Genomic DNA, 22689 nt, shown 5'->3' on the forward strand with positions numbered 1-22689 from the left:
CCTGCTGTGGCGCTGTGTCCCCACGCCAGGAAAACGCGTCGCCCACCCCCGGCGTTCCACTCTCCACCGGATGATCACCAGGACGTTATCGAAGCTTGATTCGTCCTCGCAGTTCAGGGCCTTATGTTCACGCAGCGTTTCCGGCGGGGAGCGCTTTTGCGCCATCGGACGTGACGCGGGTGGCGCCGATGTAGTCCGGCGTGTCGATCTTGTCGAAGCGGATCACCGCCCCGGTGTACGGCGCGTTGATCATGTACCCGCCGCCCACGTAGATCCCGACGTGGTGGATGGACCGCGGATCGTTCAGGTCGTTCGCGAAGAACACCAGGTCCCCCGGGAGCAGTTCGTTCCGGTTCGGGTGCGGCCCGGCGTTCCACTGGTCGTTCGCCACCCGCGGCAGCTCGATGCCCACCGAGTGGTACGCAGCCTTCGTCAGCCCGGAGCAGTCGAACCGCCCACCCTGGTCCGCCGTCCCGTCGCCGCCCCACAGATAGCGCTTGCCCAGCTGCTCCTGCGCGAAGTAGATGGCCGCCGCGGCCTGGTGGGAGGACGCCACCGGCCCGATCGGCGCCTCGAAGCTCTTGGCCAGCGTCGTGATCGACTTCACGTAGCCCTGCGTCTCGCCGTACGGCGGCACGCCGTTGTACTGGATGACGCGGTACGCGCCCGCGTTGTACGCCGCGAGCATGTTCTCCGTCGCGTCGCCCGGCGCGTCCTTCACATAGCGCGCCAGCTCGCAGTCGTACGAGGCCGCCGACGCGATCGCGTCGGCGGGGTCCCATATGTCCTTCTTGCCGTCGCCGTCCCCGTCGACGGCGTGCGCCGCCCAGGTCTCCGGGATGAACTGGGCGAGCCCCTGCGCACCCGCCGGGCTCTGCGCCCGCGGATTCCAGCCGCTCTCCTGATAGAGCTGCGCGGCCAGCAGCGCCGGGTTGATCGCCGGGCAGAGATTGCCCCACTTCTGAACCATCGGCTGGTACGCGGCCGGTACCGCCCCCTTCGCCAGCCCGACCGCCCGGCCGGTCGCCCCCGCCAGCCCCGCCGCCGCACCGTACGTACCGATCACGAGCAGCCCGACCAGGCAGAGCAGCAGCCCCACCCCGATCCCGCTCGCCATCCAGAATTTCCGCACCCCCCAACCCTCCCCCATTCAGGCCCGGTTCACAGCGGTTTCGACGCGCTCCGCGCGAGATGCCGCCGCACCGCGGCGCACCCGACGGCGCAGGGGGCGGCCCGAGGGGCGCTGCCCAGAAGGTGCGATTCCACACATCCCGCACACCACCGCCACCGGATGAGCGACACTGCACGGACGACGCAAGACAGGGCGGGAGCAGTGGACCCCAACAATCCGAAGCAGCAGAGCCGGCACCTCTGGTTCCGGGTGGGCTATTTCCTCTTCGCCATCCACCTGGTGGCGCTCCTCATGATCTTCGCGATGTCGCACGCCCCCAAGTAGGCCGACACCCGGCGATCATTGCCCAGCGTTATCCACCGTGATACACACGGTGAGACAATGCGGCCCCACGGGCGGTACACGCCTCCCCGCACACCCCACTCCCACGGGATCCGTCAAAGAAAGCCGTCGAGTCGCCGTCTGATGGCGACTTTGTCAGCGAAGATAGAGACCCCGGTCCGCGCCGTGCGGCGCGGGCACACAACTACCCATAATAGGGCGGTGAGTTCACACATGTTCATGGCGGCCTCAAAAGGCGACATCACCACCATCATCGGCGGAATCGCCCCGGACTGGGGGCCGTTCGGCAGCCTGGGCAACGAGGCGCGCGTCATGGTCGAAGTGATCATGGCGGTCGCGATCCTGCTCTGCCTCGGCATCGCCATCTGGGGCGCCGCCAAGCAGCGCATCGGCGCCACCGCGCTCCGTGACACCTTCAGCGCCGAACAGGGCAAGGGCCTCATCGTGGCCGGCCTCACCGGCGTCTTCATCATCGGGTCCCTGGGCACGCTGTTCACCATCGTCTACGGCATGGCGGTCTAGCCCTCCACCCAGCCCCCCCACAGCACGGCGGCCGGACACCTCGGCCGCCGGACGTCTCCGGCGCCCCTCAGACGGGGCCGGGCCCCCACCCCTGCGCCCTGCCCCTCGCCACCGGTCACCACACCGCGCATCCAGGCACGCGCCCGTCCCGGCGCCGCCACCCCTGCGCCCCCGCCCGCCATCTCTCCGCCGCCCCGTGCCCACTCGTACCCCCACAGGTCCCCCCTCACCGCCCGAGGCCCCATGCTGACGCCCACTCACCCCGGTCCGACGGGCCCCGTGCCACGGTTGTGCCACCCCCGCCACCAGCGGGCCGATTGGGCTGCCCGCGCCGCGGGGACAGGTGCATCCGGGGGGCCAGTCCGGAAACAGGTCCGCAGGCGGGTCCGGAACCGCGACCGGAGTCAAGTGCGGACACCAGCAGGCCGTGGCGGACACCGGGGGGACGATGGGCACAAACAGCCCAGAGTCCCCCATTCGCCGCTGCCGCCCAGCATCTGAGGAACCGTCACCGTGAGATGTACTCGTACCACTTCGCCCGAGCCGCCGCCCACGCGGCTACGGTCATATGAAGGCGGCACAACAACAGCACGGACGGCGACGGCGGCAGCGGCGACGGCGACGGCGGCAGAGGGGGCACAGACGCGATGAGCATCGGCGAAGACGGCGGCTACGGCGACGACCGTGGCCCCGGCACGGGCCAGACACGAACCAGACTCCCCGACGGCGAGGGCGACCCCTACAGCGCGGCCCGTCGCTCCCGGTCCGGCCTCTCCAGCCGCAACCTCGTCACGATCGTCGGCGTGGTCGTACTGCTGATCGCGGCCATCGCCTTCGCCAACCGCGGCGGCAGCGGCAACAGCGAGACCGCCGCCGGCTCCGGCGACTCCGCCAAGGGCCCGGCCGCCGCCCAACCGACGGCCCCCACCGGCACGAAGCCGGTCACCGGCAAGAACGGCGGCATCGCCTCGGGCTTCGCCAAGACCCAGCAGGGGGCGGAGTCGGCGGCGGCCAATTATGCGGTGGCGCTGGTCTCCGCCAACATCCTCAAGCCGAAGGAACGTCAGGCGATCGTCCAGCAGGTGTTCGTCCCCGCCAAAGTCGACGAGATGCAGACCAAGCTCAACGCCGCCTACTCCGTCGACTTCCTCAAGAAGCTCGGCCTGGATGCGAACGGCAACGCCGCCCAGGGGATGACCTACGTCTCGCGCACGGTCCCCGTCGGCACCAAGCTCGTGAAGCTCTCGGGCGACACCGCGAACCTCGAAGTGTGGTGCACGGGCCTGTTCGGCACGGCCGGTGCCCAGTCGACCAATCCGGTGACCAGCAGTTGGTTCACCATGCGCCTCCAACTTCAGTGGGCGAACGGGGACTGGAAGGTCGACGGTTTCTCCCAGCAGGACGGTCCCGCCCCGGTCAACGGGGACGTCAAGACGTCCGGTGCAGACCAGATCGCCAAGGCAGTTCAGCAGTACGGAGGGTTCACTTATGCGCGGTAACCCGAGGCGCGCCCTCACCATCACCGGCATTGCGGTGTCCGTACAAACCACACTCTTCATGCTCGCCACCCGGGCTTTGGCCGCACCGACGCCCAGCCCGTCCCCCAAGGACAATTGCGACCTGATCGTCGGCCCCGCCAAGGACTACTGCCAATCCGGCGACAAAGCCGGTTCCGGGGCGCCGAAGTTGCCGCCGAACAATCCGCTCGACAACAACCCCCTCGATCCCCTCGACTCGTTGGCCAGGGGGTGTGCGAAAGCCGCCGCGTGGATTGTCAACAAGCTGTCGGAGGCGGTGAATGCCACTTCTCAGGTGGATTTCACGAATGCCGCGTTCCTGCGGCAGTACGCGGTCGTCTTCGCCGCGTCCACCGTGCTCACGCTCGTGCTCTGGCTGCTCGCCGTGGCCAAGCGGGCGGTGCGCGGGGTGCGGCTCACGGAGGCGATCAGTGAAGCCGTCGGGTTTCTCTGGCTGACGGTGCTGGCGTCCGCGTTCACGCCGTTGATTCTCTACACGGTGGTCTCGGCGACCGACGGGGTCACCGACATCATCGCGAAGGCGACGGGGGCCCAGACCAATACGTTCTTCGGCGCGTTCTCGCAGGCGCTGACCAAGGGGACGGACATCGGCGGCGGGCCGATCATGCTGATCGTGGTCGCGCTGGTGTCCGTGCTGGCCGCGGGGGTGCTCTGGCTGGAGCTGGTGATCCGGGCCGCGCTGCTGTACGTGGGGGCGTTGCTGGGGACCGTGGTGTACGCCGGGCTGGTCGACAAGAACATGTGGGGGCATGTCCGGCGCTGGGCGGGCATCATGATCGCGGTGATCCTGGTCAAACCGGTGATCGTGATCGTGCTCGGAGTCGCCGGGGCGCTGTCGGGTGACAAGGGTCCGAACGCGTTCTCGGCCGTGGTGTCCGGGCTGGCGATCATTGTGCTGGCGATCTTCGCCAGTGCGGTGATCTACCGTTTCGTGCCCGGGTTCGGGGACGAGATGGTGTCGGCGCGGACGAACAAGGGCCGGGCCACGGACGGCAGTCAGGCGGCTGCGATGATCTCCTCGCCGGCGGCGCTGGTGTCGCAGGGGATCAAGACGCACAGTTCCCGCCGCTCCGGCGGGGACGGCGGCGGCCAGCCGCAGGGCGGGCAGTCCCGGCCGGCCGATGCGGTGGCCGGCGGGGTGTCCGCGCACGGTTCGCGTACCGGCGGCGGCTCGTCCACACCCGTTCCGGTGCCCCGTACGAACCCCGGTCCGAGCGGCGCCCGCACCGGCAAGACAGCAGGAGGTGAAGGGCGTTGAGCACGCCGTCCCATCCGATCGCGCCGCGGCGCACCTATCTGATCGGGCGCGCCCGGCCCAATGCCATCGTGGGCAAGAACCGCGAGACCGGCGAGATCGCGCTGATCATCGCGGGGGCGTTCCTGGGCATGATGTGCGGGTTGCTGGTGCCCGCGCTGCCGTTGCGGATCGCGTCGCTGACGGGCTTTCCGATGGTGGGGCTCGCCGCGGTGTATGTGCCGTACAAGGGGCGGACGTTCTACAAGTGGTTTGAGATTCGCCGGAGTTTTCGGCGTACGGTGCGTAATGGGGCGGTTTACCGCTCCGGTGCTGCGGAGGCGGGCGTGCGGCTGGACGGACGGGAAGTGGAGATCGGGCCACCGCCCGGTATCGGGCGGATCAACTGGCTGGCGGCGCCGTTCGGGCCGGACGAGATCGCGGTGCTGCTGCATGCCGACCGGCGGACGGTGACGGCCGCCATCGAGATCGAGGGGCCGGGCGTCGGGCTGCGGGACAGCGAGGACCAGGAGGCCCTGGTCGACCGGTTCGGGACGCTGCTCAAGCATGTGGCCAACGGGGACGGGTTCGTGACCCGGTTGCAGATGCTGGCGCGGACGCTGCCCGCCGACCCGGACGCGCATGCCAAGGACGTCGCCCAGCGCGGGGATGCCCAGTCCCCGCACTGGTTGCAGGAGTCGTACGACCAGTTGCAGTCGATGGTCTCCACGTCCTCCGAGCAGCACCGGGCCTATCTGGTGGCCTGTATGCACTACACGCGCGAGCTGGCGGCCGAGGCGCACGCCATGGCGCGGGCCGCGCGGGCGACCCGCGGCGGGCTGCTGCGCCCGAAGCTGGACCGGGACGCGGGTCTCGCGGTGGTGATGGCCCGTGAGTTGACCGATATCTGCGCCCGGCTGGCGGAGGCGGACATCCGGGTGCGCCAGCCGCTGGGGCAGGCCCGGCTGGCGTCGCTGGTGCACTCGATGTACGACCCGGACCACCCGATCGACCACATCCAGGCGATGAGCCGGCGCAACGCCTGGCCGGCCGAGCTGGACGCGATGGAGCCGACCTACCTCCAGGCGAAGACCCGGGAGTCGTCGACGCGGGCGCCGTGGTGCCACGCCACCGCCTGGGTCAAGGAGTGGCCGCTGACCCCGGTGGGCGTCAACTTCCTGGCCCCGCTGCTGGTGCACACCCCGGACGTGATCCGTACGGTCGCGGTCTGCATGGACCTGGAGCCCACCGAGGTCGCCATCGAGCGGATGCTGACGGAGAAGACCAACGACGACGCGGAGGCCAGCCGTGCGGCGAAGATGAACCGGGTGGTGGACCCGCGGGACGTCGCGCACCACGGGCGGGTCGACCAGCGCGGCGAGGACCTGGCGTCCGGCGCGGCCGGGGTCAACCTCGTCGGCTACATCACCGTCTCGTCCCGTTCGCCCGAGGCGCTGGGCCGCGACAAGCGGACCATCCGGGCCTCGGCCGGCAAGTCCTACCTCAAGCTGGAGTGGTGCGACCGTGAGCACCACCGGGCCTTTGTGAACACCCTTCCGTTCGCGACCGGTATCCGCCGCTGAAACGCCGCTGAAGCCCTGGGAGGCGCGTACGTCATGGCCATGTTCGATCCGCTCGGTGCCCTCACCGAGGCTTTCACCAGCTTCCTGTTCGGGAAGGTGGAGACGACACGGCTGCCCGTACGCACCTCCACCGGCCAGGCGCAGGCGGTCTATCTGCCCACCGCCGCCCCCGGCCTCGGCGACTCCGGCGTGATCATCGGCCGCGAGGTCTACAGCGGCAAGGGCTATATCTACGACCCCTTCCAGCTGTACGGGCAGCAGCTGCCGGCCCCGCACTGGCTGGTGCTCGGCGAGTCCGGCAACGGCAAGTCCGCGCTGGAGAAGACCTATGTCCTGCGGCAGTTGCGGTTCCGCGACCGGCAGGTGGTCGTGCTGGACGCCCAGGGCGAGGACGGCGTCGGCGAGTGGAACCTGATCGCCCAGGAGCTGGGGATAACGCCCATCCGGCTGGACCCGACGGCCGCCCTGAACGGCGGGATCCGGCTGAACCCGCTCGACCCGTCCATCACCACCACCGGCCAGCTGGCCCTGCTCCGGACGATCATCGAGGTCGCGATGGGGCACGGCCTGGACGAGCGCTCCGGCTTCGCGCTGAAGGTCGCGCATGCCGCGGTGCTCAGCGAGCACGAGGACACGGAGGGCGGGGACGACGACGAGGCCGCGCGAGCCCGGCCGCGGCGGCAGCCGGTGCTCACGGACATCGTCGAGCAGCTGAGGCACCCCGAGCCGGCCTCCGCGGAGGCGATGAACGTCGACATAGACGACGTCCGCGCCTGGGGCCTGGACGTGGCGCTGGTGCTGGACCGGCTGGTCGACGGCGACCTGCGCGGGATGTTCGACGGCCCGACGACGGCGGGCATCGACCTGGACGCGCCGCTCATCGTCTTCGACCTGTCCCACATCGACCGCAACTCCATCGCGATGCCGATCCTGATGGCGATCGTCGGCGTCTGGCTGGAGCACACCTGGATCCGCCCGGACCGCAAGAAGCGCATCTTCCTGGTCGAGGAAGCCTGGCACATCATCAACTCCCCCTTCGTGGCGCAGCTCTTCCAGCGGCTGCTGAAGTTCGGCCGGCGGCTGGGGCTGTCGTTCGTGGCGGTGGTCCACCACCTCAGCGACGTGGTCGACGGGGCGGCGGCGAAGGAGGCCGCGGCGATCCTGAAGATGGCGTCCACCCGCACCATCTACGCCCAGAAGGCGGACGAGGCGCGGGCCACGGGGCGGGTGCTCGGCCTGCCCCGCTGGGCCGTGGAGATCATCCCGACGCTGACCCCCGGTATCGCCGTCTGGGACGTCAACGGCAATGTCCAGGTCGTCAAGCACCTCATCACCGAGGCCGAGCGCCCGCTGGTCTACACCGACCGGGCGATGACCGAGTCCTCCGCCCTGCCGACGGACGAGGCGCGGGCGATCTCGCTGGCGGCGGACGCGGAGGCCGAGGCGCGCGCCGAAGCCATCGCGATGGAACGGCAGTTGAGGGACGAGTCGAGCGAGACGGTGGCGTGACGCCCGGATACGACGAGGACGGATACGGCCGCCCGCGGTACGACGGCGGCCGGGGCCGGGGCTACGACGGCCGGGACTACGACGGCAGAGGCTACGGCGGCGGCTACCGCGACGGCCCCGGCGGCGACCGGCCCAGGGGACGGGGCATCCCCGACTCCCTGCTGGTCGGGCTGCTGGCCTTCCTGCTGGGGCTGACCCTGGTGGTGTGGACGGCGACCGGACTCGCCGGGCTGTTCGCGCACGGTGCCTGGCCGGACGGCGTGTCGTATCCCGGTACGCCGATCGCGCTGCAGCATCTGGTCTCGGCGCCGCACGACATCACGGCGGCCTGGCCCGGCACCCCGAAGGACCAACTCCCGGGATACGGCCTGTTCTGGGGCATCTTCATCGGTGAGCTGATGGTGCTGCTGGTGCTGTCGATCTTCACACTGGGCACCATCGCCCGCTACCGGGCCGTACGGGCGGCGCGGCGGGCGAAGCGGTGCCGGGAGCGGGGCGGGGCACCGGGCACCGCGGAGCCGGCGGCGCGGGAGGCCGTACGTGAGGCGCCACCGGCAGCGGCACCGGCCGCGACGCCCGCCGCCGCCCGGGAGGCCCCGCCCGCGGAGCCGGTGTCCCCGGCGGTTCCGGTGCCCCCGGCGGTGGCGGAACCGGTCCCCGCCGCCGCCCCCGAGCAGCGCGCGACCGCCACCACCGCCGATGCCCCGGAGCCCGCCCCCGCCGCGGAACCCGCCCTGCCCCGTGTGCAGTTCGGCAGCGACCGCGCGGTCGCCCGGGCCGCGGCGCTGGCCGCCGCCACCGCTGCCCCCGGGCCGCTGATCGTCGCCACCACCGACCCCGCCCTGTGGTCCGGGACCAAGGACGCCCGCGCCAAGCTGGGCCCGGTGCTGGCCTACGACCCCACGCACCGCCTGGACACCCCGGCCCGGCTGCGCTGGTCGCCCACCTCCGGGTGCGAGGACATCGCCACCGCCACCGCCCGCGCCACCGCGCTGCTGGCCCCCGTACGCCCGGCGAGCACCCTGGACTCGGCGGTCGCGGACGCCGCGCAGACGCTGCTGCGGTGCTGGCTGCACGCCGCCGCGCTGGACGGCCGCCCGTTCCGCCAGCTGCACCGCTGGGCGCACGCCGCCGGGGCCGCGCAGGAGCCGGTGAAGATCCTGCGCACCCACCCCAAGGCGTCCGCCGGCCAGGCGGGCGAGCTGGAGTCGGCGCTCACCGCGCATGCCGAACGCCGGGAAATGGCGAAGGAGTTGGTCGGCCGGGCGCTGACCGCGCTCTCCTCGATTCATATCCGCGACTCCAGCAATCCGCTGCGATCGGATGCGCTCGTTCTTGATTCATTCATCGACGAGGGGGGAACGCTCTACCTGGTGGGCGAGTCCATCGAGGATCCGCGCACCGACCCGGGTGCGATGCCGCTGATCACCGCACTCCTCTCGCACGTGGTCGAGCACGGCCGCCGCATGGCCGAACGGTCATCTGACGGTCGGCTCGACCCACCACTCACCCTCGTCCTGGACGACATCGCGGCGCTCGCCCCGCTGCCCGCCCTTCCCGGGCTGCTCGCGACGGGCCGCTCGCACGGTCTGCTGACCCTGGCCACCATGCGCTCACGGGAACAGGCCCGCGCCCGCTGGCCGCAGGACCCCCTGCCGGCCTGAGGGGCCGTCACAGCGCTTCTCCGCCAACCCCGGTGATGTGGTCGGCCAGGTCCGCCCAGTGCCGGGTGATGGCGAAGTGGTCGCCGCCGGGGAAGACCCGCAACCGGAAGCCGCCGCTGGTGTGCGCGTGCCAGGCAGCCGCCTCGTCGACGGCGACCAGCGGGTCGCTGTCGCCGATCAGCGCGGTGACCGGCGTGGTCAGGGGCGGCCCCGGGCGGTGGCGGTAGGTCTCCACGGCCTTGTAGTCGCTGCGTACGACGGGCAGGGCCATGGCGAGGACGTCCCGGTTGTCCAGCAGCCGGGGGTCGGTGCCCTGGGTCCGCCGGATCTCGTCGACGAGGCCGTCGTCGTCCCGCAGGTGGACGGTGCCGCCGGGTACCCGGCTCGGGGCCCAGGCGCTGGAGACGATCAGCCGGTCCGGGCCCGCTCCGGCGCGCTCCAGGAGGCGCGCCACCTCGTACGCCACCAGGGCGCCCATGCTGTGCCCCAGCAGGGTCAGCGGGCGGCCGGCGAGCGGCGCCAGCGCCCGGTACGCGCGGGCCGCCAGCTCCGCCAGGTCCTCGATCCGGGCCTCGCGGATCCGGTCGTTGCGTCCCGGGTACTGGACGGCCAGCGTCTCGTACGGGCTGCCGTCCGCGGTGCGGGCGGCGACGGCGGTGGCCAGCGGCCGGAAGGCGCCGGCGCCGCCGCCCGCGTGCGGGAAGCAGACCACGCGGGCGAGTGCCGCCGTGCGGTGCGCGGGCCCGGGACGCAGCCGGCGCAGCCACGGGTCCGGGGCGGGCGCCACGGCCCGGCGGGGCCGGATGGCGGTGGCCGTTCGGGCGCTACATGCCACGGGTGTAGCCCCCGTCGACGGTCAGGCTCTGCGCCGTGATGGCGGCGGCCCGGTCGGACACCAGGAACCCGATGAGGTCAGCGGCCTCCCGTGCCTCCACCAGCCGCCGCAGCGGGATGGACTTGCGGGCCTGGCGCAGCATCCGTGCCGGGTCGGCGCCGATCTCGTCCGCGGACGCGGCGAGTTCCCGGCGCAGCATCGGGGTGTCGATCCAGCCCGGCAGTACGGCGTTGACCGTGATCCCCCGGGAGGCGAGGTCCAGCGCCAGGCCCTTGGTGTAGCCGATCAGTCCGTGCTTGGAGGCGCAGTACGCGGTGTTCCGCATCTTGCCGGCCTTGCCGAGGATCGAGGACACGTTGACGATCCGGCCCTTGTCGACCAGGTGTTCCAGGCAGGCGGCGGTGACCGCGAAGGTGCCGTGCAGGTTGACGTCCAGGACCCGCAGCCAGGTGGACTCGTCGTCGGGGGCGTTCTCGTCGGCGACCCCGGCGTTGTTCACCAGGATGTCCAGCTTGCCGGCGGAACGGAGCGCGGCCCGCAGTTCGGTGCGTACCCGGTCCCGTTCGCGCAGGTCCAGAGGGAGCGCGGTGACACGTGCGCCCAGGTCGCCGACGTCCTTGACCACGGTCTCCAGTCGGCCTGCGTCCCGGTCGAGCAGGATGAGGTGCGCGGCGCCCGACTCGGCCAGCAGGAGGGCCACTTCGCGGCCGATGCCCTGGGCGGCGCCGGTGACGACCGCGGTCCGGCCGGCCAGTTCGCCGGGTGACGGACGCCCGCCGGGCGCGCCGGACGGTACGGAGGTGTCGATGTCGTTCATGGCCGGCCTCTCACGCCATCTTCAGGCCGCCGTCGATGTGCAGTACCTCGCCCGTCGTGTACGTGTTGCGGGGGCTGGCGAGGTACGCCACGGCGTCGGCGATCGTCTCGGGTTCGGCGTAGGTCTTCAGCAGCAGCCGGCTCATGATCTCGTCCTCGCCGTGGCTGCGGATGGTGTCCGTCATGTCGGTGTTGATGACGCCCGGGGCGACGGCGTTGACGAGGATCCCGCGGGAGGCGAGTTCCACCGCCATCGCCTTGGTGAACGCCTCCAGACCGCCCTTGGCCGCCGCGTAGTTGGACTGCCCGCGGCCGGGCTTGGAGGCCGCGGACGACGAGATGTTGACGATCCGCCCGTACCGCTGGCGCAGCATGGCGGGGGCCACGGCCTGCACGGTGAGCATCGGGGCGACGAGGTTGGTGCCGAGGACGTCCTGGATGTCCTTGAGGCTCTGGTTGACCAGCAGTTCGTCGCGGGTGATGCCGGCGTTGTTGACCAGCACGTCGATCCGGCCGAAGGAGGCGCGGACGCCGGACACGGTCTTCTGCGGCACCTCGGGGTCGGAGATGTCGCCCTGGAACAGCTCGACCCTGCGGCCCAGCTTGGCGATCTGCTCGGCGACCTGTTCCGCTTCCGCCGTCGCGCTGCGGTAGGTGAGCGCGATGTCGCACCCTTCCTCCGCGAGCCGGACGGCGATGGCGCGGCCGATGCCCCGGCTGCCGCCGGTCACCAGGGCCACCTGTCCTGCGAATTCCATGGGGCTGGGATCCTCTCCAACTCGTGCCGGTTTCAAGGGATATGGGACTTGCTGGTGTCAGGGACATGGGGACCGGGCGCCGCGCGCGGTGGTGCGGGCGACGGGATGCGCGCGGCGCCCGGGGCTCACACCGAGTGCGCGCTCTTGTAGTCGGCCAGCCGCAGCCCGTGCGCGTCGGCCAGCGCGGCGATCTCGGTGACCTGGCGGCGGCTGATGTTCCCGTAGGAGTAGTGCCGGTCGAGTCCGGCCAGGCCCATCAGCGCGGTCTCCGCCATGCAGGCGAAGAGCTGGCCGGCCTCCAGGAAGGCGCGTGCCGAGGGGTGCAGGCTCTCGCCGTGGGGCGTGGCGACGATGCCGCCGAGCATGTACGCCAGGTCGGGCCGCCGCTCGGCCAGGTCCGGCACCGCGTTGTTGGGCACCGCGATGTCGCAGACCACCGCGTCCCGGGCGAAGTGCTCGCCGGTCAGGAACGGTTCGGGGCTGTTGGAGGCGCACAGCACCAGCTGCGCCTCGCGGAGCGCGTCGCCGTCCTGGGTGACGGTCAGGAACGGGTCCCGGCCGTACCGTTCGTCCAGGTACGCGGCGATGGCCCGGCCGCGGTCGGCGTCGTCCGCGGACGGGTCCTCGGCCAGCCACTTGGTGATCAGCGGCTCCTCGGCCAGCCTGGCCGGGATGCCGGTCAGTTCGCCGCCGGCCGCGATGCGGGCCCAGCACTCCTGGTAGATGCCGTGCACGGTGTTCCGCAGCCGCCGCGCCGAACCGTCCCGGCGGCTGCCGACCAGCAGGATCCGGGTCAGCTTCTCGGCGAACAGCTGGCTGTAGACGGAGGCGATGTTGCCGGCCGCGCCGACCACCGCCAGCGTCGAGTCGGCGACGGTGCAGCCGCGGTCGCGGGCCCCGCGCTCCATGGCCTGTACGCCCATCGCGACGGTCAGCGCGTTCCCGGAGGTCAGCGCGATGCCCGGCACCTTCAGCGAGGTGCAGTTGTTCGTGACGATCGAGGTGTACATACCGAGCCCGGCGACCTCGCAGCCGTCGTCCCGGGCCGCCTGCACCCGCTCCTCGATGTCCGCCCGGATCCCGGTGACGTCCCCGGAGGCGAGATAGCGGCCCATCTGCTCGGAGCCGACCATCAGCGGGTAGAGCGCGAACTCCACCGCGCTGCCCAACGGCGAGGTGATCCGCACGCCCGGGTACGGCGCCGCCTTCTTCACCGGGTCCATGCCCAGCACGAAGGAGCGCAGCCCGGCGTCGCTCAGGTCGGCCAGCGCCGGGTCCACCTGCCGCAGATGGGCCGGGGTGATCAGGTGGTTGACGAACGCCACCTTGCGGACCGGCCCGCTCACCGGCCGCGCCGCGCCCTGCTCGTAGCCCTCGACGGCGCCCCGGAAGTCCCGGATCTCCGCACGCGGCTTGGGGATCGTCCGGTCGCTGGCCGGGTGGACCAGGTGGAGGGTGTCCTCGTAGCGCAGGATGCGGCAGAGCCGGTCCAGCGCGCCGCGCAGCCGCTCGATCTCCTCGTCCGTGATGTACGCGGACGGCTGGATGCGCAGGACGTTGCCGGCGCTGCCGGTCGGCGCGATCCGGATGCGCTCCTGGCGCAGCAGGTAGCCGGAGAGCAGATAGCCCAGCGAACCGGTGTACGCGCCGCCGCGCAGCACCATGGAGCGGGCCTGGCCCTGGTCGCGCAGCTGGACGCCGAGGAACAGGCCCTTGCCGCGGATGTCCTCGATGACGTCCGGGTACGCCGACCTGAGGTCGGCCAGCATCTCCACCAGCCGCTCGCCGCGCTCGGTGACCTGCCGGTACGCCGCGCCGCCGTCGGCCTCCAGCATCTCGACGACCTTGCGCGCGACGGACGAGGAGAAGTCGTCCATGGCGAACGTCGAGCTGTGGATCAGGTCGAACTCGCCCTGGTAGAGCGATCGGCGGACCAGCATCGCGGAGATCTTGGCGAGGCCGCCGCCCAGCGACTTGGACAGCGTGTAGTAGTCGCCGCGCAGCCCGATCAGCGAGCTGGCCAGGAAGGCGCCGCAGCGGCCCATACCGCTCTGCACCTCGTCGATGATCAGCGCGGTGCCGACCTTGTTGCAGAACAGCCGGATGGCCCGGCCCGCTTCGGTGGTCAGCGCGTGGATGCCGCCCTCGCCCTGCACCGGCTCGACGAGGAAGGCGGTGATGACCGGGAGGTCCCGCTCCACGACCCGCACCCGGCCGTCGGCGACCTCGGTGTCGAGCAGCACCACCCGCTCGTCCTCGGCGATCCGGTCCAGCAGCTCCAGCCGGTCCATCGGGACGAAGCGGACCCGCGTCCCGAGGTTCTGGAACGGCGCGCGGAAGCCGGAGTTGTAGGTCAGCTGGACGCTGCCGACGAGCTTGCCGTGGAAGGACCGCTCCAGGGCCAGGAACAGCGGCCGGGTGGCCAGCGCCGCGGCGTTGTGCGCGCCGACCGCCGCCAGCAGCCCCTCGATCCCGTCGGCCGGCGCCGCCTGGCCCTGGACGGCGGGCAGTTGGAAGGCTTCCGGGTCCACCGCGGCCGCGCCGCGGCGGACCGCCTCCCGGGCGGCCTCGGCGTGTGCGGCGGTCTCGTCCGCCAGCGCCGCCGCCTGGCGCACCCGCACCAGCTCGGCATGTTTGACGGCCGCCTCGACCGCCTCCGCGCCGCTGTTCCCGAAGGTGGCCAGGTACGGCTCCTTGACGGAGGTCTCGCGGCGCACCGCGTCGCTGAGCGCGGCGCCGAGCCGGCCGGCCTCGCCGCGCAGCGAGAACTGCGCGTGCACCGCGCGGTTGTGGTCCAGCAGCTCCTTGGCGTGCGCCACGATCTCGGGGTGGTTGTGCCCGAAGATCAGCGAGCCGTAGCCGCCCATCAGGTCCAGGACGGGCACCAGCTCGCCCCGGTCGTCGCGGTGGTGGAGGGTGTTGCCCTCGGCCCGCTCGTACTCGACGTCCAGCCCCAGGGCGGTGAGCACCCGCCCCATCTGTGGCTGCACGAATTCGGTGAACGCCGACATTGCCGTTGTGGCTGACATCGCTGACATGACTGGTGGTCCCCTCAGGAGAGATGCGGCCGTCGGGCGAGCAGAGCTCCCGCGAACCCGTTGAAGGTGCTGTGCAGACTGAGCACGGAGTCGATCCGCCGCTTCCTGGCGGTACCGGTGACGAAGTCGGTGCCGTCGTCCGGCGGCGACTCCAGATGCGCGACGGGCGGCAGCTCACCGGCCGCGAACAGGCTGGGCGCCAGGGCCAGTTCGGCCAGCGGTCCGGCGGCCCCCAGCGTGCCCAGGATCGGCCGTACGGAGCTGACCGGGACGCCGCTGTCCTTCAGCAGCGCCCGCAGCAGCTCGGCCTCGGCGGCGTCGTGGTGGACGGTGCCCTTGCCGTCGGCCAGCACGGCGCCCAGCGACTCCGGCGCCAGCCCGTGCGCGGCGATCAGCCCGCGGGCGCTCTCCGCCGGCCCGGCCGGGCCGACCCCGCCGTCCGCGGCGGGCCGCAGCGTCGCGCCCAGCACCTCCACCAGCGGGACGGCGCCGCGCGCCACGGCGTCCCCGGCCCGCTCCAGTACGAGCGCCACCGCGCCCTCGCCGAGGACCGTGCCGTCCCGCCCGGCGTCGAAGCTGCGCAGCGAGTCACCGCCGCGGCCGCCCGCGCTCAGATGCCCGGCGCGGTACTGCGCGGCCAGCTTCAGCGGCTCGTTGTAGCTGCCCGCGCCGACCACCATGGCGGTGTCGCAGTCGCCCCGGCGCAGGCTGAACGCGGCCCGCTGCAGGGCACTCAGCGCCGCGCCCGCGTCCTGCACGAACGCCGCGCAGTCGCCGCGGAACCGCTGGGCGATGCTGATCAGCGCCAGGGTGTTGTTGTTCAGCGCCCGGATGACGGTGAACGGGTTGAAGGTCGCCGCGTTGCCGAACGCCTCCGCCACCACCCGCGTAAGGTCCGCGCCCACCTGCCCCGAGGTGTCCGTCCGGGCCTGGTCGAGGGCCTTGTGGAAGGCCGCCACGCTCAGCTCCGTCGAGTCGTCCTGGGCCACGTACAGCCCGCGCCGCTCCTCGGGGATCGCCTGCCAGCCCTCCCCCGCCTGGGCCATGGCGTCCTGGGCGGCGAGCACCGCGTTGAAGGTGAACGAGGCGCCGAACTTGCGCAGTTTGTGGGGCACGCTGTCCCGGCTCGCCCGCTGGAGCTCGTCCGGGACGTGCCCGAAGTGGGTGATCTTCCGGGTCCGTACGTACGGGTCCCGGTAGGGCGCCAGCGCGGGCCGCGCCTCGCGCCAGGCCGTCCACAGGGCCTCGGCGCCGCGCCCGGTGGGCAGCACCGCGCCGATGCCGGTGACGACGACGGCGTCGGAGCCGTACGACCGCTGCGCGGAGCCGCCGTCGGCGCTGTCGGCGCCAGAAGTGACGCCCGTGCTCGAATCGATGTCAGTGCTCATAACCACGCACCACCAGACTGGCGTTGAGTCCGCCGAAGCCGAAGGAATTGCTCACTGCCACCGACACCTCCTGGTGCCGCGCCTTCTCCGGCACGTAGTCCAGGTCGCAGGCCGGATCCGGGTTCTCCAGATTCAGCGTCGGGGGCACGATGCCGTCGCGTACGGACAGCACGGTGGCAATCAGTTCGGGCGCTCCGGCGGCGGCGATCAGATGGCCGAGCATGGTCTTGTTGGCGGTGACCGCCAGCTTCCGGTAGTGCTCGTCCGCCGCGAAGACGTCCTTGATCGCCCGGGTCTCGATCGGGTCGTTGAGCGGAGTGGAGGTGCCGTGCGCGTTGACCGAGTCCACCTCGCCCGGCGCCACCTCCCCGTCCGCCAGCGCCCGGCTCATGGCGAGTGCCGCGCCGTGCCCCTCGGGATGCGGCGCGGTGACCTGGTACGCGTCCAGCGAGCTGCCGAACCCGGCCACCTCGGCGTAGACGGCCGCACCGCGCCGCCGGGCGCTCTCCTCGCTCTCCAGCACCAGCATGGCCGCGCCCTCCGCGGCGACCAGCCCGCTGCGGTCCCGGTCGAAGGCCCGGCACAGCCGGTCCCCGAACAGCTCGGAGGTGGAGGGCGCACCGAGCAGGTGCAGCCCGGTCATGGTGGGCAGGTTCAGCACCGAGTCGGCACCGCCCACCAGCATCGCGTCCACCTCGCCGCGCCGGATCATCCGGAAGCCGTGGCCGATGGCGTGGGTGGCCCCGGCACAGGCGGTGGAGAAGTTCAGCGCGGGCCCGCGCAGCCGGTGCCGGGCGGCGATCCCGGCGGCCAGCGCGTCGTTGGTGCAGAACAGGCCGCTGGCCCGGTCCAGTTGCGAGCGCCGCGCGAAGAGCGTCTGCCAGCTGGGCCGCCCGTCCTCGCCGACCGCGTGCAGCAGCTCGTACGGGTCCCGTTCCGGTACGCCCGAGCCGACGGCCGTACCGACCCGGCCCAGCGCCCCCGGCTCCTCGATCCCGGCGTCCGCCAGCGCCTGCCCGGCGGCGGCCAGCCCGAAGCGGGCCCGCCGCTCCATGGGGGCCGGCCCCTCGTCGGCGCCGTACCGCCCGGCGAACGCCGCGTCGTCGACCGGTGCCGCATAGCGCACCGGGAAGTCCTCGACGCCGGGCAGCCGCCACCGGCGGATCGCCGAACGGCCCGCGGTCAGGCCCTCCCACATGGTCTGCCAGTCGAGCCCCAGTCCGCAGACGGCGCCCAGCCCGGTCACCACGACGCGGCGGCTCATTTCCCGACTCCTTCCAGTACGACGGCGCACACCTGGCCGCGCGCACCGCAGGCCAGCACCAGCGCCCGGGGCTCCGGCAGCGCCTCCTCGCGCACCCCGTCACCGCCGTCCGCCAGCCGCCGGCCGCCGGCCAGCCCGTGCAGCGCCAGCAGCACATGGGCCAGCGGATGGGCGGGGCCGAGCACACCGGTGGCCCGCTCGCTGGTGAACTCCGCGGGCCGGTGCGCGAGCGCCCCGAAGACCCGGTCGAGCGCGGCGCGCTGCGCCCGCGCCCCGGCCGCCGACCACACGGCGTCCGGCAGCACCCAGCCGATCCCCGCGGCGTCCGTACGGGCCGTCTCCAGTGCCGCGTGCACGGCCTCCGCGATCGCCTCCGCACGGTCGCCCTCGGTGGCGCCGAACGCCCGCCCGTAGCCGGCCAGTCGGGCCGCCGGTACACCGTCCCCGGTGCCGTCCCCGGCCCGCTCGGCGAGCAGGAAGGCCGCCCCCTCGCCGGGGACCGCCCCGTTCCAGTCCAGTTCCTCGTACTGCGCGAAGAGCAGCGGATGCACCTTGGGGCTGACCGCGCCGACCACCGCCGCCGCGTTCTCCCCCTCGGCGACCGACAGCGCCCCGTCGATCAGTGCTTCGAGGCCGGCGTCCGAGAACGGCGAGTACGCCGCCATCGCGCCGGTCAGCCCGAAGACCGCCGAGATGTGCGCCGCGGCCGTGCTGTTGAGGTGCGAGAGCCCGCTGAACGGCGGGACCTCCCGCGCGAAGAGGGCGGCCACCTCCTGGGGCGAGTCGGCGGCCCGGTGCAGCCGGTCCAGCGCGCCGAACCGCAGCAACTCCTCGTCCACCGTGGGCAGTCCGAGGTACAGCCCCCAGCCGGGCCCGCCCACCGGACCCCGCGCGCCCGGCCCGGCCAGTGCGAGCCGCGCCCCGTACAGCGCCATCCGCGCCTGCTTCTCCGAGGTGCGCAGCACCCGGCGGTGCACGCCCAGCGTGGCGGCGTCCGGGTCGTCCACCAGGAAGGCGGTGTCCGTCTCCGGCCAGGGCCCTGCCAGGAACTCGGACGGCCGGCCGGTGTCCTTGCCGGCGACCAGGGCCTCCCACAGGGCGCCCGGGTCCGTACCGGCCGCGGTGTATAAGCCCGGTGCGGTCAGCCGCACCGTGTCACGCGTCGTCATGGTCGCGCTCACCCCGCCTGGGCCAGGATCAGGGAACAGTTCTGGCCGCCGAAGCCGAAGGAGTTCGACAGCACCGCGGTCACCCGCGCGGCACGCCGCTCGGTGACCACGTCCAGGCCGGCGGTGACCTCGTCCGGTTCGGCGAAGTTGAGGGTCGGCAGCACGGTCTGCCGCTGCAGGCTGAGCACCGAGAGCACCGCCTCCGCCGCACCGCTGTTGGCCAGCGAGTGCCCCATGGCGGACTTGTTGCCGGTGATCGGGACGCCGGCGGCCCGCTCCCCGAAGACGGTGTGCAGGGCCGCCGCCTCACAGGTGTCGTTGGCCTGGGTCGAGGTGGCGTGCGCGTTGATGTGGTCGATGTCGTCCGGGGCGAGCCCGGCGTCCGCCAGCGCCGCCCGGATGCAGTCGGCGTAGTCCGAACCGTCCCGCGAACTGGACGTCATCTTCACCGCCTCGGTCACCCCGGCGTACCCGGCGACCCTGGCCAGGATGCGGGCCCCGCGCGCCTCGGCGTGCGCCCGCGACTCCAGGACGAGGAAGGCCGCGCCGTCCCCGATGACGAAGCCCGAGCGGTCCTTGTCGAACGGGCGGCTGATCTCCGCCGGCTCCTTGCCGGCCGACGGGGCGAGCGCGCCCACCCCGTAGAAGGCGGCGACGGAGGTCAGCGTGGTCAGGCTCTCGGCGCCCCCGGCCAGCGCCACGTCGAGCGCGCCGCTGCGGATGTAGCGGTACGCGCTGCCGATCGCCATCCCGCCCGCGGCACAGGCGTCCGCATGGGTCTCCAGGACGCCGGCCGCGCCGAAGTAGTCGGCGAGGCTGCCGGTGGCGGTGTCCGGCTGGATCCGCGCATGGCGCCGCGGGTCGGGCCCGGCGTCCGCGTCGAGGTAGCCGTCCAGGTCGAACGCCCCGGCCCCGTAGTCCACATGGGCGGCCAGGCCGGTGAGTTCGGCCGGCTCCATGACCATGCGGTTGCAGGCCAGGAAGACGCCGCCGCGCTCGCTGTCCAGCCGCCGCGGCAGTCCGCTGCGCTCCCACGCCTGGGCGGCGGCGTGCCAGGCGAGGACGCCGGCCGGCCCCAGGGGCCCGGCCTCCTCCGGCGCCGCGTCCTCCAGGGCCTGCCGGACCTGCGGGTCGATGTGCGCCGAGACGGCGCAGGGGACGCCCCACTCCTTGTGGCGGGGGTGCTCGGTGATGAGAGTGCGCCCTTGCGCGATGTGGTCGAACAGCGCCTCGGGGTCGGTCAGTTGCCCGGCGACCAGGCCGATCCCGGTCACCACGACCTCGTGTTCGGCCCCGTTGGGTATGAGGGGGTTCAATTGCCTTCCTTTCGCACGACGTAGCGACGCCTTCCGCACAGGCCGCCGCGCCGTCAGCCGACCGGCTGGGCGTGCCCGATCGCCTCCAGCGCCGCGCGGACGCCGTCGGCCATCACCTCGTCACCGGTGGCCGCCTCCAGCGCCGCGCCGCAGCCGGCGCAGACGGCCTTGCCGGACACCGCGAGTTCGGCCTTGTCGGCGCCGCACTCGGTGCAGGTCGCGGGCAGGTGGTCGAAGATCGCGTGGGTGAAGGAGGCCCAGTGGGCGCTGGTGGCCGCCGCGGCGACCTCGTACGGCCGCATCCCGGCGTGCACCTGCTCCTCGGAGTAGCCGAACGCGCTGCGGCGCAGCACCTCGGCGGCCAGCTCGGAGATTCCGCCGCGCTCGTCGTAGAGCTGCTCGGAGCCGCCGAGCGCGGTCGCGAGCAGGTCCAGGACGTTCGACTTGGGCAGTGCCACGCCGAGCTTGGTCTCCATCTCGAAGCGGAATTCGACCAGGTCGAGGGATTCCGCACCCAGGTCCGCGACAAGGGTGGCGTCCGGCGTGATCTCGTCGGCGCCGGTGCCCAGTACCTGGGCCAGCCCTTCTCGGACAATCTCGTGGATCTGCGCCGCCTCGTAGGGGTTCTGCATGGTTGTCTCCTCGTTTCCTAGTACTCCGAGCACCACCGTTTACCGGCCATTCGAAACCCGGAAAACGGCAGCAGAAATTACCCGGCAACGTGCGTTGGGTAGCCGCTCGCCAACGCCCGGAAAGCCTGACGGCACAGTGAATTCGAGGTTACGAGCGCCCGCTTTCGCAGACGCCAGGAAAGCCGTTCAGGAATTCACGTCACGACTGCCGCAGCGACCGGCGGTCGGCGATGAGTTGATGGGAAGCCCTCGGGCGAGATGACATGACACCGTCACAACGGCGAGGTCAGCCCTGGGGCAGTAGACAGGGGCACACTTCCGGACACCAGGAAGTCCCCACTTCAGACACCTTAAAAGGCGCTACACATGCCATCCCCCGTAGCAAAAAGGATCCCCCGACACCTGCATGCTCAAGAACAGGCCATTTCCGGTCGGCAGTCACACCGTCGTGACGCACTCACGAAGCCCGTCCCGCCTCAACTGGAGGCGCGATAAAAACGTTACCACCGCCACCCAGGACCGTCACTCATTTGTGCGATAGGTCACGCGACCGAGTCGGGTACTAGAGGGGCCCGCAATAAATGTTCTGTGGTATCGCAAAACTTAACGCGGCATTCACATTCCGGAGAGTCTGATTCCCCTCCGGCAGGATTTCGCTTGTTACCCCGAGTAATCTCACGACGGGCACGCCCTTTTCGGCCGCCCCGGCACACACCGCCTCACGCGACCGACCCGCCCGGCACCGGCTCGCCGGCCCGCTCCTCCTGGAGCCGCCCCGCATACGCCGCCAGCCGCCGCCCCAGATTCACACTCACCGCACCGACCAGCCGGCCCTCCCGGTAGTGCGCCTCCACCAGCTTCCCCGAGTCCGGATCCCCCTCCTCGACGACCACCCGGTCCCCGGTCCCCGGCAGCCCCACCGACCTGATCCGCAGCCCGAACGCCGACGTCCAGAACGACGGCACATGCACATACGGCTCCGCGGCCGCCGGCCCCGCCAGCAGATTCCCGGCCGCCAACTCCCCCTGCGCAGCCGCGTTGCTCCAGTGCTCCAGCGGCACCGGCCCGTCCGCCGCACGCACCGCGTCGCACCACGCGACATCCCCGGCCACCACGATCCGCGGATCCGTCACCCCGGCCACCCCCGCCGTCCGCGCGAACAGCCGCTCGTCGCAGTGGACCCGCCCGGACGGCAGCGCCAGCCCGGCACCCACCAGCCACCCGGTCGCCGGCGCCATCCCGATCGCCACCACCACCAGCTCCGCCGGCAGCACCTGCCCGTCGGCCAGCTCGACCCCGCCGACCCGCTCCCCCACCGACCGGAAGCCCCGCACCCCGACCCCGAGCCGCAGCTCGACGCCCGCCCGCCGCGCCGCCCCCGCCACCAGACCGGACACCGCTCCGCCCAGCGCCCGCAACGGCCGCGCGAACGGCTCCACCAGCGTCACCCGCACCCCGAGCCCCAGCTCGGTCAGCGACGACGCCAGCTCCACACCGACGAACCCCGCCCCGACGACAACCACCTCACGGGCCCCGCCGTCCACCGCCGCCCGCAGCCCGCGCACGTCGTCCAGCCCGCGCACCGTCAGCACCCCGGCCGCCGGCACCTCCCCGGGCCAGGCCCGCGCCCGCGCACCGGTCGCCAGCACCAGCCCGTCGTACGAAAGCTCCGACCCGTCCGCGAGCCGCACCCGCCGCCGCTCCCGGTCCAACCCGACCGCCGCGGCACCCCGCACCCAGCGGGCGCCGAAGTCCTCGGCGCCCGCCAGCCGGATATCGGCCTCCGCAACGGCCCCGGTGATCAGCTGCTTCGTCAACGGCGGCCGGTCATACGGCAGTTCCCGCTCGTCCGACACCACGGTCAGCGCCCCGGAGAACCCCCGCGCCCGCAGCGAGCCACCGGCCCGGACACCCGCCAGGCCCGCGCCCACCACGACGACCTCGTGCAA

The 22689-nt window shown here is 72.3% G+C and carries 18 protein-coding genes; 7 read left to right on the forward strand and 11 right to left on the reverse strand.

What is annotated here, in order from left to right:
• Nucleotides 1–127: 127 nt before the first annotated feature.
• Nucleotides 128–1117 carry a C40 family peptidase gene (locus GR130_RS36635; RefSeq protein ID WP_328707583.1) on the reverse strand — a complete coding sequence of 330 codons (990 nt, stop codon included), beginning with the start codon at nucleotides 1115–1117 and terminating at the stop codon, nucleotides 128–130.
• A gap of 216 nt (nucleotides 1118–1333) precedes the next feature.
• Here GR130_RS36635 and GR130_RS41475 point away from each other — a divergent pair, with 216 nt between their 5' ends.
• From GR130_RS41475 to GR130_RS36665, 7 genes are all read left to right on the forward strand, one after another.
• Nucleotides 1334–1456 carry a hypothetical protein gene (locus GR130_RS41475; RefSeq protein ID WP_268249826.1) on the forward strand — a complete coding sequence of 41 codons (123 nt, stop codon included), beginning with the start codon at nucleotides 1334–1336 and terminating at the stop codon, nucleotides 1454–1456.
• A 231-nt stretch (nucleotides 1457–1687) separates the two neighbouring features.
• The gene (locus tag GR130_RS36640) at nucleotides 1688–1996 is read left to right on the forward strand and encodes a hypothetical protein (protein ID WP_043265539.1); all 309 of its coding nucleotides are present in this window, start codon (nucleotides 1688–1690) and stop codon (nucleotides 1994–1996) included.
• A 647-nt stretch (nucleotides 1997–2643) separates the two neighbouring features.
• A complete protein-coding gene (locus GR130_RS36645) occupies nucleotides 2644–3495 on the forward strand; it encodes a hypothetical protein (protein WP_159508683.1) in 852 nt (283 codons plus the stop codon).
• Entirely contained in the window at nucleotides 3485–4792 is a 1308-nt protein-coding gene (locus GR130_RS36650; protein ID WP_159508684.1) for a hypothetical protein, read from the forward strand. The genes GR130_RS36645 and GR130_RS36650 overlap by 11 nt, the downstream gene beginning before the upstream one ends.
• On the forward strand, nucleotides 4789–6351 hold the full coding sequence (locus GR130_RS36655; RefSeq protein WP_159508685.1) for an SCO6880 family protein: 1563 nt from the start codon (nucleotides 4789–4791) through the stop codon (nucleotides 6349–6351). The genes GR130_RS36650 and GR130_RS36655 overlap by 4 nt, the downstream gene beginning before the upstream one ends.
• A gap of 39 nt (nucleotides 6352–6390) precedes the next feature.
• Nucleotides 6391–7860 (forward strand): ATP-binding protein, encoded by a 1470-nt coding sequence (locus tag GR130_RS36660; protein WP_159510460.1) that lies wholly within the window; start codon nucleotides 6391–6393, stop codon nucleotides 7858–7860.
• Nucleotides 7857–9524 carry a TraM recognition domain-containing protein gene (locus GR130_RS36665; protein WP_443043738.1) on the forward strand — a complete coding sequence of 556 codons (1668 nt, stop codon included), beginning with the start codon at nucleotides 7857–7859 and terminating at the stop codon, nucleotides 9522–9524. Before GR130_RS36660 ends, GR130_RS36665 begins: the two co-directional genes overlap by 4 nt.
• 7 nt (nucleotides 9525–9531) lie before the next feature.
• Here the strand turns inward: GR130_RS36665 and GR130_RS36670 are convergent, their stop codons facing one another.
• The 10 genes from GR130_RS36670 to GR130_RS36715 all read right to left on the reverse strand — a co-directional run bounded on the left by GR130_RS36670 (nucleotide 9532) and on the right by GR130_RS36715 (nucleotide 22689).
• Nucleotides 9532–10359: a thioesterase II family protein gene (locus GR130_RS36670; RefSeq protein WP_159508686.1), complete on the reverse strand. Its 828-nt coding sequence runs from the start codon at nucleotides 10357–10359 to the stop codon at nucleotides 9532–9534.
• Nucleotides 10349–11176, reverse strand: coding sequence for an SDR family NAD(P)-dependent oxidoreductase (locus GR130_RS36675; RefSeq protein WP_159508687.1), 828 nt, complete (start codon nucleotides 11174–11176; stop codon nucleotides 10349–10351). The genes GR130_RS36670 and GR130_RS36675 overlap by 11 nt, the downstream gene beginning before the upstream one ends.
• A gap of 10 nt (nucleotides 11177–11186) precedes the next feature.
• A complete protein-coding gene (locus GR130_RS36680; protein ID WP_159508688.1) occupies nucleotides 11187–11933 on the reverse strand; it encodes a 3-oxoacyl-ACP reductase family protein in 747 nt (248 codons plus the stop codon).
• A gap of 125 nt (nucleotides 11934–12058) precedes the next feature.
• Nucleotides 12059–14971 (reverse strand): aminotransferase class III-fold pyridoxal phosphate-dependent enzyme, encoded by a 2913-nt coding sequence (locus tag GR130_RS36685; protein ID WP_236573824.1) that lies wholly within the window; start codon nucleotides 14969–14971, stop codon nucleotides 12059–12061.
• A 14-nt stretch (nucleotides 14972–14985) separates the two neighbouring features.
• Nucleotides 14986–16359, reverse strand: coding sequence for a beta-ketoacyl synthase N-terminal-like domain-containing protein (locus GR130_RS36690; RefSeq protein WP_159508689.1), 1374 nt, complete (start codon nucleotides 16357–16359; stop codon nucleotides 14986–14988).
• Nucleotides 16349–17623, reverse strand: a complete 1275-nt coding sequence (locus GR130_RS36695; protein ID WP_159508690.1) for a beta-ketoacyl-[acyl-carrier-protein] synthase family protein — start codon at nucleotides 17621–17623, stop codon at nucleotides 16349–16351. Before GR130_RS36695 ends, GR130_RS36690 begins: the two co-directional genes overlap by 11 nt.
• Nucleotides 17620–18792, reverse strand: a complete 1173-nt coding sequence (locus tag GR130_RS36700; protein WP_159508691.1) for a beta-ketoacyl synthase N-terminal-like domain-containing protein — start codon at nucleotides 18790–18792, stop codon at nucleotides 17620–17622. The genes GR130_RS36695 and GR130_RS36700 overlap by 4 nt, the downstream gene beginning before the upstream one ends.
• Nucleotides 18793–18800: 8 nt before the next feature.
• On the reverse strand, nucleotides 18801–20108 hold the full coding sequence (locus GR130_RS36705) for a beta-ketoacyl-[acyl-carrier-protein] synthase family protein (protein WP_159508692.1): 1308 nt from the start codon (nucleotides 20106–20108) through the stop codon (nucleotides 18801–18803).
• 53 nt (nucleotides 20109–20161) lie between these two features.
• Entirely contained in the window at nucleotides 20162–20740 is a 579-nt protein-coding gene (locus GR130_RS36710) for an acyl carrier protein (protein WP_159508693.1), read from the reverse strand.
• A 719-nt stretch (nucleotides 20741–21459) separates the two neighbouring features.
• Entirely contained in the window at nucleotides 21460–22689 is a 1230-nt protein-coding gene (locus GR130_RS36715; protein WP_159508694.1) for an NAD(P)/FAD-dependent oxidoreductase, read from the reverse strand.

This window comes from Streptomyces sp. GS7 (genome assembly GCF_009834125.1).
GTDB lineage: Bacteria > Actinomycetota > Actinomycetes > Streptomycetales > Streptomycetaceae > Streptomyces.

Excerpts from the sequence above, each read along its gene's own strand:
- GR130_RS36635 (WP_328707583.1), bottom strand. The coding sequence starts at position 1,117 with ATGGCGAGCGGGATCGGGGTGGGGCTGCTGCTCTGCCTGGTCGGGCTG.
- GR130_RS36640 (WP_043265539.1), top strand. The coding sequence starts at position 1,688 with ATGTTCATGGCGGCCTCAAAAGGCGACATCACCACCATCATCGGCGGA.
- GR130_RS36645 (WP_159508683.1), top strand. The coding sequence starts at position 2,644 with ATGAGCATCGGCGAAGACGGCGGCTACGGCGACGACCGTGGCCCCGGC.
- GR130_RS36650 (WP_159508684.1), top strand. The coding sequence starts at position 3,485 with ATGCGCGGTAACCCGAGGCGCGCCCTCACCATCACCGGCATTGCGGTG.
- GR130_RS36660 (WP_159510460.1), top strand. The coding sequence starts at position 6,391 with ATGTTCGATCCGCTCGGTGCCCTCACCGAGGCTTTCACCAGCTTCCTG.
- GR130_RS36675 (WP_159508687.1), bottom strand. The coding sequence starts at position 11,176 with ATGAACGACATCGACACCTCCGTACCGTCCGGCGCGCCCGGCGGGCGT.
- GR130_RS36680 (WP_159508688.1), bottom strand. The coding sequence starts at position 11,933 with ATGGAATTCGCAGGACAGGTGGCCCTGGTGACCGGCGGCAGCCGGGGC.
- GR130_RS36685 (WP_236573824.1), bottom strand. The coding sequence starts at position 14,971 with ATGTCAGCGATGTCAGCCACAACGGCAATGTCGGCGTTCACCGAATTC.
- GR130_RS36690 (WP_159508689.1), bottom strand. The coding sequence starts at position 16,359 with ATGAGCACTGACATCGATTCGAGCACGGGCGTCACTTCTGGCGCCGAC.
- GR130_RS36695 (WP_159508690.1), bottom strand. The coding sequence starts at position 17,623 with ATGAGCCGCCGCGTCGTGGTGACCGGGCTGGGCGCCGTCTGCGGACTG.
- GR130_RS36700 (WP_159508691.1), bottom strand. The coding sequence starts at position 18,792 with ATGACGACGCGTGACACGGTGCGGCTGACCGCACCGGGCTTATACACC.
- GR130_RS36710 (WP_159508693.1), bottom strand. The coding sequence starts at position 20,740 with ATGCAGAACCCCTACGAGGCGGCGCAGATCCACGAGATTGTCCGAGAA.